We start from the raw sequence: 11,541 nt of genomic DNA on the forward strand, positions 1-11,541 counted from the left end.
GTTTTAGCAGCGGTTGTTTTAGCAGAGGTTGTTTTAGCAGCGGTTGTTTTAGCAGAGGTTGTTTTAGCAGAGGTTGTTTTAGCAGCGGTTGTTTGAGCAGAGGTTGTTTGAGCAGAGGTTGTTTGAGTCGCGTTCTGAGCTTCCAGATTCAGAGTCTGCAGGAGGAACAGAGGAGCGATTAACTGAGCTAAATAACCCTGCAACTTAATCATTTTCAGGACTCCCGGGCAAGTGTCGATAGGAAGCCTAGTCTATGTATTTATACCGATCCATTAATATCTTTAAAATATTTCAGGATAATCGTTGGTTACCTTTGTGGCAGCATCTTTAAACCGCAGAGGTGAGTTGAGGTTATCGATTTAACGACAGGGCCAGAGCGGTCATAAAGAGTGATCGTGACACCCAGCAGTTGTCACGACCGTTGCATCTGCTGATGAATGGGAGACCGCTGCCACTCGCAGTGGAGTGATTGATGGCCGTCCTGGTATTTAAATGTAGGCTGAGGGTATTGATCACGCCCGGGTCTCCCGGGTAAAACAGCCTGGGTTCAATATTTATGAGACAACAATGTCGCCAGGGTGGTTATAACCCCCAAACCCGCCGTGACTGGGCTTGCGCCTGCTGATGAAGTGGGGGTTATATGGCTCCTGTTGTAAGTCGCGACATTATCGTAAGTTTTGACATTACTGTTCGCCGCGACGTCATTGTATGTGGTGACGGTATCGTAAGTCGTGCTGATACCGGGTGGCGTATTGGTAATCATAAAATTGGAGGGTGCAGCGACCGCATGACAGACTTCTGAGTCAAACAAGAACTGGCCTTCGACGTTGAACAGTCCACTGCAAGCGGTGGCAGTGGAGCCATTCATGGCCGTCCAGGTGTTCACGATCCGGCTGATTGGATAGGGGTTGGGTGTTGACATGACAACGGTTGCGTTCGGGCTTGGCATAACAGCGGTTGAGTTTAGAGTTGGCATAACAGCGGTCGCGTCCGGAGTTGGCATGACAACGGATGAACTCATTAGTCTGTTGCACTCATCTTCCAGTGATGATGGATCAACAGCTTTAAACCTGAATTGTGGTTGAAGTTGCTGCCACGGACTCACTGCCTGCAGGTGATTACAAGCCAAGGCCAGTTCAAGGCGTGCACTGACGATTAGAGCTGTTGCTGTTACCTGAATCTGATTGCCTGCCAGATTAAAGAGAGGAGGCCTACCGCTATAGGCAGGACCTGAGAGAGCGAACCCGCCCCGTAGTGATTGCCCTGCAGCAACTAAATTGCGAAAGGTAATACCGATATTGGAAATGTTGACCTTGTTTCCGAAGACATCTAAACGGCTTCCGGGTCCAAGAATAAATTCACCTGCCTCTGCTATTTTTCCCAGGAATGTGTTCCCGATAACAGCAAGCCTCTGTGACAGGTTATGGATAAAAGGGAGGTTAATGTATATCCCTTTTTCAGGAATTGAGCTGCCTGCCCACGATGGAATAATGACACCTCCAAGCGTATTGTTGGCGAACCGCAAGCCCGGGCCCGGGTTCACGCTATTGGTATACAGTGGTGCTACGCAGTTAAGGTAAACCGCACTCACAAAAGGCACATAGAATACGTTGTCTTCTACAATCAGTCTCCGGTTAAAGCACTCTGCGGAGATGGTGACGTTAACTGAACTTTTGTACTTAGGTCCCGTAGGCAGGAAAGTAATGTGTCTTATATGACTGTCTCTTGTTTCTGAAAACTGGAAACTTTTATCGGATCCAACCTTGACCATAGTATGAATGACACGATCTTTGCGATTCGTGATGATGATATCAAAGCCGTCATCGGGAGCTCCAATAATGTCCTGACCGTCCTGCAAAACGATTGCACTACTAATAAAGTAGTTAATTGGGGTGTTACCCGACCCGGGGGGCTTGGGTGGAATCGTCGTGTGGGAAGAGAGCAGTATAACGGTGTTCTCTGGAATCCGTTCTATCAACTTATTTAAATTCTCTGTCGGGTCGGCACTGAAAACAACGCACTGTCGTCCGCGAACCAGATGTCTGTATTGTTTCAGCTGCCGCTCGACGCCAGCAGTCTGTCCTGTAAGAGAGTTGCATGATACCGGTTGAGGGGGAGAGGTGGTTGGAGGCCGAGTCGTCTGAGCTTGCAGGTTCAAAGCCTGGAACAGAAATACAGGCACGATTAATCTGGTTAAATGATGCAGTGGCTTGATCATTTTCCGGACTCCAAAGAATTCAAGATAGGAAGCCTGGACGCTGCCCTGGTACTTATCCATTAATATGATTGGGATGCATTGAGAGAATAGATGAATCCTTTCTGTCTATCCTTTCTTTAGTATTTTTGATCGTTCCCATGTTGTTACCTACAGAGCCTGAAAACATGGGAACAGGAGTCTGGCAAAGCTATTTTAAACTATTTAATGCACAACAGAGCCAGAGCGCTCAGCACAACCGTAGCAGCAATTAGTTCTTTGGCTCTCGATGATGAATAGGGGGCTGTATTGATATCAAAAGACTTTTTAGTATAGGGATGTGTACTGGAAGTAGATTGCGGAGTGACTGTCTGGCAGTGGTCTTTTTCAAAGAAGAAAAGCCCTTCGAAGTTGACTAATCCAGTGCAGGCAGTATCCGAGGAATATTTTGTGCCAGTCCAGGTGTTGGCAAGCTGACTGCTTGTAGAAGGAGTTGGTACGATAACGTTTGAACCCGGAACGTTTTGGCACTTTTCCATTATCTCTTCAAATGTTGCTGGTATTGATTTCAAGAGGAATTGTGGTTGGGGTTGCCACCACGAATTGAACCCCTGCAGGTGGTTACACACCAGAACCAGTTCAAGCTGACCGTTGACAGTGACAGCTGTTGCTGTCACTCGAATCTGATTGCCAGCCAGATTAAAGAGAGGAGGTTTTGCATTGATATCGGTATGGCCTATTAGATCGAAACCACCTTTGCGAACCGCCGGGCGTCCTATTCTGCCGTAATTGGTAATGTCGACGGTGTTTTTGAAGATCTCCATACGGGATTCCGGACCAAGTCTGAAGACACCCGCTTCTGCCATTTTGCCCCGGAATGTGTTATCCGCAACAACTAATCTCTTTTCCTGATGCCTGATGGCGGGCAGATTAATAGATATACCTTTCTCTGGAACAAGTGTTTTGGTCAAACTTTTGAAGCTCGTGCCTATGAGCGTGTTATTGGCGAACAGCAGGCCCGGACCGGGGCGCGTAGCATCGGAAGATGCATCGAGAGATTGCTTGCAATCAAAGTCAAGTGCGGCCTTGACAGGAAGATGAAATACATTTTCTTCTAAAATGAGTTTTCGGTTATAGCACTCTGAGAAAACAATGGAGTCGATTGAGAGGTATTTATTCTCTCGAGTTGGCCGGAAGGTAATGTGTCTTATGTGGCTGTCTCTTGTTTCGCCAAACTGGAAGTTATCAGTGGTTCCTACCTTGATTAAATGTTTGTCTGTAAATCCTGGCCGATCCCTGATGACAATGTCAAAGCCGTCATCAGCAGCACCTATAATGACCTGCCCATCTTTCAAACGTATTTCACTGCCAATAAAGTATTCAACCGGGGTCTTGTCAGGTGCAGGGGAAATGGCTGGAGAAGGCGTTGTCACTGCAGGGTCAGTTTTCGAGGAGAGCAGTATCACGGTGTTTTCAGGAAGCCGGTTGATCAACTGATCTAAATCTTCCGTCGGGTTGGCACTGAGAACAAAGCACTGTCTTCCAGGAACAAGGTGACTGTACTGGAGTAGCCGCTGCTGAACCCCCCTCGTATGCCCTGCAAGAGAATTGCACGATACCGTTGGAGGAGCTGTTGTAGAGTGTGAGGTTGCGATTGCGATTGCGATTGGAGATTGAGCCGTCGTCCGGGCTTGTAAACTCAGAGCTTGTGACAGGAATAAAGGGATAATTAGTCGGGTTAGATAATGCTTTAAATTTATCATTTTCAGAACTTCCAAAAATTGTAGATTAGGAAGCCTAGACACTGTATTTATACTTATCCATCAATATCACTCGTTTTTTGCTCTGGGATCCTGAAATGCCTGGGATGATGTATGGGTTCCCAAGCTGGCGGCCTGTCGGACTTGAGCGTCCGACGAGGATTGCTGGAAATTTTTTATTTTATTGCAACCGCATGGCGCATGGATGCAGGAGCCAGAGCAACGCAGGAGCAGTGGCCGCGCAGGACAGCCTTAAGTCCGACAGGCTGCCAGAGTCCGAAAACCACAGGTTTGAATAAGTCTCCTTTGCATGGGAATGCATACTATCGAAGAGATGAATTCGTTCAGGTTATAGATTCAACAATATGAATAGACCAGCCATGACAGCCAAAGGGGTAGCGACTGAAGTTGAACCTGTTGACGGCGCGGGGATCTCTGTCGTGCTGTTAACAGGAGCAAGAGGCAGAGAAATTGTCTGGCAGACTTCTGATTCAAAGAAGAATTGGCCTTCGAAGTTGACCAGTCCGCTACAGGCAGTGGCGAGGGAGCTATTTATTGCCTTCCAGGTACTTGCAAAACGGCTGCCTGCATCCGGAGTTGACATGACAACCGTTGAATTTGGTGTGAGGGTTGACATAGCATGCGTTGGATTTGGAGTGAAGGTTGTCATGACAACCGTTGGATTTGATGTGTGTGTTGGCATAACAGCGGTTGAGCTCACACTGCCACTGCACACTTCCGCCGCTTTTCCCAAGGGTACCGGAAGTGCCTTCAGGACGAATTGTTTTTGGGGTTGCCACCAGGGATTAACTGCCTGCAGGTGGTTACAGGCAAAGGTCAGGCCGAGCTGTCCCCTGACGGTTATGGCGGTTCGTGTTACCTTGATCTGATTGCCAGCCAGGAAAAAAGCAGGTGGGACTCCTATGGACTCTGTCGGCCCTGCCAGAACGAACCCCCCTTTGCGAACAGAGTCGCGGGTGGTGTTGCCGGCATTGGAAATGTTGATAGTGTTTTTGAAAACATTGATACTGGACCCGGCCCCAATTTTGAACTCAGCCGCTTCTGCCATGTTGCCTTCGAAACTGTTCCCAATAATCGATATTCGCTCTGACTGGTTCACGATGGCAGGAAGATTAATAAATATCCCTTGATTCGGAATAAAATAGGGGAAAATTTTGTCGTCAATCGAGTTGTATCTTTCACCTATGACCCTGTTATTAGCGAATTCCATGCATGGACCCTTGGGCCGGTCCTTATCAGAGGCAACCGTAAATTCCTTGCAATCAAGAGTGACGGCGGCCTTAACAGGCAGATAGAATACGTTATCCTCTATAACCAGTTTCCGGTTGAAGCACTCTGCAAAAACAATGGAATCAATGGGGACGCGTTTATTATTTCGTGTTGGCTTGAAAGTAATGTGTCTTATATGGCTGTTTTTCGTTTCTTTTGGCTTGAATTGCTCAGTACTTCCGACCCTGAGTATATGCTTGTGTTGAAAATCTGGCCGATCCCTGATGACGATTTCAAAACCCTCATCAGCCGCTCCGATAATGTCCTGACCATTCTTCAAAACTATTACACTGTCAACAGAATACTCAACCGGAGTTTTAGCGGGTGCGGGGACAACGGATGAGGAAGGCATCACGACTGAAGAAGCCGCTGGGGATGGAGCAGGCGCCATAGATGAAGAGGGCGTCACTCCGGCAGAAGTCCCGGAGGAGAGCAAAATAACGGTGTTCTCAGGAGTTTGTTTTACCAACTCAGCCAAATCCTCTGCCGGGTCGGCACGGAGAATAACGCACCGTCGTCCTTTAACAAGTTTTCCATACTGGGTCAGCCGTTTCTGAACCCCTTCCGCCTGACCCGTAAGAGAGTCGCACAATGACGTCGGAAGGCTCGCTGTAGAAATGGTTGTCGGCGTCTGAGCCTCAACAATCAGAGCGTGTAACAGGAATACTGGGGCGATGAATCCGGCCAAAAAATGCTGCAGCTTGATCATGTTCTGGACTCCCGGCAAATGTCGATAGGAAGCCTAGACGCTGTATTTATACTTATCCATTAATCTGTATCAAGAAAAAAGACCGGTTTTCCTGTTTATCGCTTTTTCGATAGATTTGCCTGGGGTTAGCTCTGATTTTTCAGACGTTAAAAGGCTTACAGAGAGGCATTTTTAGCATAGTGCTCAATATGTTTTGTGAATTTGTCATGCCGATCCAGAAATGAACTATAGGCATGTTTGGCAGGAAGAGTGATGACTTCGCCAGTATGGGACAGACCACTGATAAACTTTCCTGCGAGAGTCACCGGGTCTTTGCTGATAGTGTAATGGGTGACTTTCTCATGAGCACTGGCCAGGTTTTCTCTGGGAATGTCCGATAAGGCTGCGCGACTGAGCTCTGCGCTTGAGAAGCAAACGGCTTCGATGGGGGGCTCCATGGAAAGCGCTGCGTAGCTTGCTTCTGCTCCCCCCTTGGAATGGCCGTTAAGTTTCAGAGAAAAAGGTTCGCCTTCAGGCGTTACAGGCATATTTTTCATAATATTGGCGGTCAGGGCTTTGGCTTGTTTATAACTGTCGGGGATGCCTGTTCCCAGGAGATTCTTGATATTGGCTTGCCATTGCTTGCCTGAAAACCGGATGTTTTTTCTGGAACGTTCGAGGAGCTCTCCTGCAGCGAGTCCGGATGTTGTACCGCCAAAGACCAGGCGGACTTCTTTAAGCTCAGGATTGGTAAGAACGTAAGCTGTGAGTCCTGTTTTCTTGTCATACAGGAATCCGGGTTCCTCGGTGCTTAAGGTCAATCCCGTCCCATCGGATATCTGTTTTGCTATCTCCTCAGAGGGTTGCCAGTGAGCAGCAAAATCCTCTTTTTCCGGTTTGTGAATCTCTCCGGCTGCACTGATTTTTTCCAGGGAACGGTGATAGGGGTAAGCGGCCAGCTGGGCATCAATGGCCATAGATCTGAGCGCTTTGGGATCTGTGGGAGGTTTGCTGTTGGTGGCCAGTTTTCTGATTTCCCGCTGTTCGAGTTTTTTATGGGGGGTGGTTTTCAAAGCCGCCTTTTGGGGAGAATATTTGCCCACAGACTTGGAAAGTTTGACTTTCCAGCGTCCAAACAGGCCGGTTTTCTGCGACTGTTCGAATTTTTTTTCAGAGACAGGGTTGAATTGAGGGGCTTGTGTTTCGAGTCTGGATCTATCCATGATGGCCTTATTCTCGTATCTGTTATGGAGCCTTTCATTACAAAGGCTATCGCAAAAGTGCTGCGCTTAACTGATACAGCGCAAGAAAGTGACTCAGCTCTGTTTGCTGCTGTGTCACCCTCTTAAGTCTGGAAAGCATAAGTAATCTCTCTCAGTATAGGGGGCGGATGAAAAGTCCGGAAACACAGCCCACTCCTCATCGGGTCAGTCAAGTATACGGTAAAGGTTCCAACTATGGACCCAGCCTTCAGGATTGGTGGAGTAGAAGCCACCAATATCAGGGTTGACGAGTGTTACCCGGGAAGGGTGGAGAACAGGGATCAGTGGTAATTCTTTGGCCAGAATGGCTTCAGCATTCTGATAGTTTGGTAAACGGGCCACAGCGGTTTTCTTGCTCGCAGCCAGTGAGAGTTCCCTGAGATAGGCTGGATCCCTGAAAGGGCCAAACAATTGACTTTCGGTCAGGGGGGTCAGGAAAGCCGTAGCATCATTGTAATCGGCTAACCATTCATACCATGCCAGTTCGAAGTCTCCTTTGGATATCCGCTCCAGGTAACTATCCCATTCTTCATTCTTACTGCTCAGGGAGGTGCCCAGTGTGCTGTTAATCTGATGGCAGATCTCTGGCAGAACATCCAGAGAGTTGTACCTGGGGCTGGATAATATAGTCAGCTTTATATCACTCCCTTTAATACCTGATTCTGCCAGTAACTTAATGGCTTGTTCGTTACGATCCGGGTTGTCCAACAGTTTTTTGCAGTTGGCTGGGTCTGGATTAAAGTCCCGTGTATGAGGAGGCACGAAACTGCAGGCTGGTGTGGTACGACTGTGAGGGAATATCTTTTTGACCAGTGTATCCCGGTCAATTGCCATCGATAGAGCCTGTCTTGCTTTTATGTTTTGCAGGGCTTTCACTTTGGGGCTGACTATCAGGCTGGCGGTGGATAGAACCTGGTCTTCAAACACAGACACAGGGTGCTTTTTCTTTAACTCCCCAATATGCAGCGCTGGCAACTGAGCCGTTACATCCAGTGAGTGGTTTTCAAATTCTTCTACCTGACGATGGACTGATGGAATAACCTGATAATTGATCTGTTTCAGGTCACTACTCAGATGACGGAAGTAATGGGGGTTGCTGATTAATTTAATACGGGTTTGCGGAATTACCTGATCAATCCGGAAGTGACCGTTGGTGACCGGAATGGTTGAGGCGTCGTCTTTGAGATTAATCTTATGGACAGGGAGAAAGCTGGGGAAGGTCATCAAGTCCAGAAAGTAAGGTGCAGGCTGATCCAGATCGATGATGAGTTTATTTTCGTATGCCCTGACCGCCAGTGCCTCGGGTTTGCCATTGAGAGCCTGTTCGGCTCCTGTAATTTTCGCGGCTTTCAAGTACCAGCGGTAGGTGGCTCGGCGTTCAGGGTCGGCCAGTGCCCTGAAGCTACGGACAAAGTCTTCAGCCGTGAGGGCACTGCCATCGGACCATTTCAGATTTTCCCTGATGATAAAGGTGTACCGGATGCCATCAGGATCGCGTTCAACATTGCTGGCAACGCCGGGCACGGGTTCACCGTTTTTGTTCTGTACCATTAAACCTTCAAAAACATCTTTGAGCACCTGGGCACCGGGAGAACCGCCGAAATAGTGAGGGTGCAGGGATTTAGGGCTAGCCAGCAGACCTCTTTCCAGAGGCTGAGACAGGCAAGGCATGGAAACACTGCAGGCCAACAGTAAGCAGGTCGGGGTACATTGAGCTTTTCGCAGCCAACTGCGGATTCTGAATCTAAAGAGCTTGGTAAAGGGCATTGAGGTGATCAGATCAAAAAACTACACGAGTCTTTTATATAGCTTATTCATATGGCTTCTGCCGAAAAAAAGTCAGAAAGACGCATGCAGTCTTCTATTCCTGAGGCTGCATTCGGCATCAGAACAAGGGCTTTTTTAGGGGGTATCCTGAACCAATGGCTGGACCTTATTATTACTACTTAGAAGGGTTAGATCAACGCTTACGGCCTTTAAACAGTTGGACTGAATGAGCTCAGGTCAAAAGTCAACAACATTGCCAAAGTGATCATGGATCAAGCTTTATGAAAAAGTGGCTGTCAGAGCGTTACTGATTCATTTTACCTTTCTCGGGGCAGAAGCCATTGTTCTGGCCCGCATCAACAGGCTTGCGTTTTCGATGCGTTCTTTTATGGTCCGACAGGGCTTGACCATTCCTGCAAAGCTTCCCGCAGGGGCGCGGCTGGCCATCCTCTGAGACCAGGGTCACGTCACAAACCCTTTGCCCGGTGTGGCATTTGCTTTTGTGAGCCGACAAAACTTTGCTATTCTTGCAGACCTTCCCGCATGGCCGCGGCTGGCCATCCTTTCCGGCTACGGTTGCGCCACAGGTTTGCTGCGCGGTGTGTTCTTTTCTTTTGTGATTTGACAGGGCTTGAACATTTTTGCAGACCTTTCCGCAAGGCCGTGGCTGACCATGCCCTGAGACTACGCTCACATCACAGACTCTTTGCTCAGTATGGTATTGGCTTTTGTGAGCCGATAGACATTGGACATTTTTGTAAACCTTTCCGCATGGTCGCCGCTGGCCATCCTTTCCGACCAGGATAACGTCACAGATTCTTTGCCCGGTATGGCATTGTCTTTTGTGAACCGATAGAGCTAAGGCACTCTTGTAGGCCTTTCCGCACGGCCGTGGCGGAACATGCACTCCGACCAGAATCACGTCGCAGACTCTTGGCCCGGTGTGGTATTGATTTTTGTGAGCCGACAAAGCTTTTATATTCTTAAAAATCTGCCCGCAGGTTTGCGCCCGGCCACCTTGTGAGACTATCTTCACCTCGCAGGTTTGTTGCCCGCTGTGGTATTGGTATTTATGAGTCGCCAGAGTTTGAGCATTCTTGAAGACTTTCCTGCACGGCTGCGGCTGACCATTCCCACCGACCACAGTCACTTTACAGGCTCGTTGTCCGCTGTGCTCTGTGGCTTGTATTGCGTCTGGCTGTGAAAGATGCGGCTGGCCCTGGCACAATCGGGTTGATTCGGTTGCTGTTTGTTGTGTTTCTGAATGGCTGAGTGTCAGGGAAGCTTCGATTTCTTCAAAAGGCTTCTCTGGGTCGAGCCATTCATCGATCTGTGCAAAATCATCAGAGGTGAACGAAAAATTCTCCGGTATTTCGATCTCATCCATGGCGGTATCATTTAAGTGGTTCTCGCTATTGGTCGGTGAGTCAAAATTCCATGGGGGCTGGATATCAGCAATATCAATCCCTATCTGTAAAGGTGAGATGGGTTGGGGGTGTGCAGCGATCTCAGGATCAATGGATGTTGCTCCTGATGGTCGGAACTGACAAACGCCATAACAGGGATGGACGAAACAATTTAAACCTAAAGTATGCGAGTGTCGTTGAGGGTCTCTGTTATCCCCGCCTGAGCCAGAACGCTCGAGACAGGTGAAAAAGCGTGTAGAATAGCAGGTTGTCCCCGGGGTTCCCTGGCAGGATGACCCTGAGGCCGGGTCTTGTGGTGGGTTATCTCCGGAAGCCGCCATCATAGTGGTGGTCACAAACGGGCAATCTCCCTTTGTCAGCATAAGCCAACTGACAAGGACAACTATTTCTATAGTTAGCCGTGAATAACATGAAAAAAGAACGGAGCTTAAATGGACATTTCTGGCTGTCAGAATCAGCTCGTAAGCAACCCGATTAACTCTGTAACTGCTAACCCTGTGTCGTTTGTCATCGGGCGGCAAACCTGATCCCGGCTCGATCATAAAACGTCCTGTCAATGGTTCGGCCTGACAAACGACAGACGACAACAGTAGAAACAGCAGCAACAGATGTTTGGCATAGAGTGGGTGTTTAATAATTCTATCCTTGCATTCTGGTTGACGGAGAGGAAGGATAGATGATGCCGGAGCAAACTTCATGAAAGAGTGGCTGCCAGATCGTTACTGATTCACTTTACCTTTCTTGGGGCTTAAGCCATTGTTCTGGTTCGCATCAGCAGGCTTGCGTTTTCGATGCGTTCTTTTATGGTCCGACAGGGCTTGAGTATTTTTGTAGACCTTTCTGTACGGCCGTGGCTGTCCATGCTCTCCGGCTTCGCTCATATTAAAAACTTTTTGCCCGCTTTGGTATTGGTTTTTGTGAGCTGAGAAAGTGTTTTTATTGACTCACCTGAATCCTTTTCCGGGTTGGCACGCAGAGCAGTGTGCTGTCGTCCGTTAACAAGGGTTTTAGAATGGTTCAGTCGCTGCTGAACTCCTATTGTCTGAACTGAAAATACCGACGGAGTTAAAATTTGGTTGGCTCATCTGGACCTGAAAAAGCTGATAGTTAGTACCACCAAAGCCAGTAGTTGAAAAATCCAGAATAAAGGTAG

At 48.2% G+C, this 11,541-nt stretch carries 7 protein-coding genes; all 7 read right to left on the reverse strand.

What is annotated here, in order from left to right:
• Positions 1–547 precede the first annotated feature (547 nt).
• Positions 548–2,218 (reverse strand): hypothetical protein, encoded by a 1,671-nt coding sequence (locus KDK16_RS12460; RefSeq protein WP_257276369.1) that lies wholly within the window; start codon positions 2,216–2,218, stop codon positions 548–550.
• A gap of 197 nt (positions 2,219–2,415) precedes the next feature.
• Positions 2,416–3,957: a hypothetical protein gene (locus KDK16_RS12465; protein ID WP_257276370.1), complete on the reverse strand. Its 1,542-nt coding sequence runs from the start codon at positions 3,955–3,957 to the stop codon at positions 2,416–2,418.
• Between the two features lie 346 nt (positions 3,958–4,303).
• Positions 4,304–5,953: a hypothetical protein gene (locus KDK16_RS12470; protein ID WP_257276371.1), complete on the reverse strand. Its 1,650-nt coding sequence runs from the start codon at positions 5,951–5,953 to the stop codon at positions 4,304–4,306.
• Between the two features lie 155 nt (positions 5,954–6,108).
• Positions 6,109–7,155 (reverse strand): hypothetical protein, encoded by a 1,047-nt coding sequence (locus KDK16_RS12475; RefSeq protein WP_257276372.1) that lies wholly within the window; start codon positions 7,153–7,155, stop codon positions 6,109–6,111.
• A 204-nt stretch (positions 7,156–7,359) separates the two neighbouring features.
• Positions 7,360–8,865, reverse strand: a complete 1,506-nt coding sequence (locus KDK16_RS12480) for a peptide ABC transporter substrate-binding protein (RefSeq protein ID WP_257255614.1) — start codon at positions 8,863–8,865, stop codon at positions 7,360–7,362.
• Positions 8,866–9,265: 400 nt separating this feature from the next.
• On the reverse strand, positions 9,266–11,086 hold the full coding sequence (locus KDK16_RS12485) for a hypothetical protein (protein ID WP_257276373.1): 1,821 nt from the start codon (positions 11,084–11,086) through the stop codon (positions 9,266–9,268).
• 21 nt (positions 11,087–11,107) lie between these two features.
• A complete protein-coding gene (locus KDK16_RS12490) occupies positions 11,108–11,269 on the reverse strand; it encodes a hypothetical protein (RefSeq protein WP_257255616.1) in 162 nt (53 codons plus the stop codon).
• Positions 11,270–11,541: the final 272 nt, after the last annotated feature.

Source organism: Endozoicomonas sp. SESOKO4 (assembly GCF_024606275.1).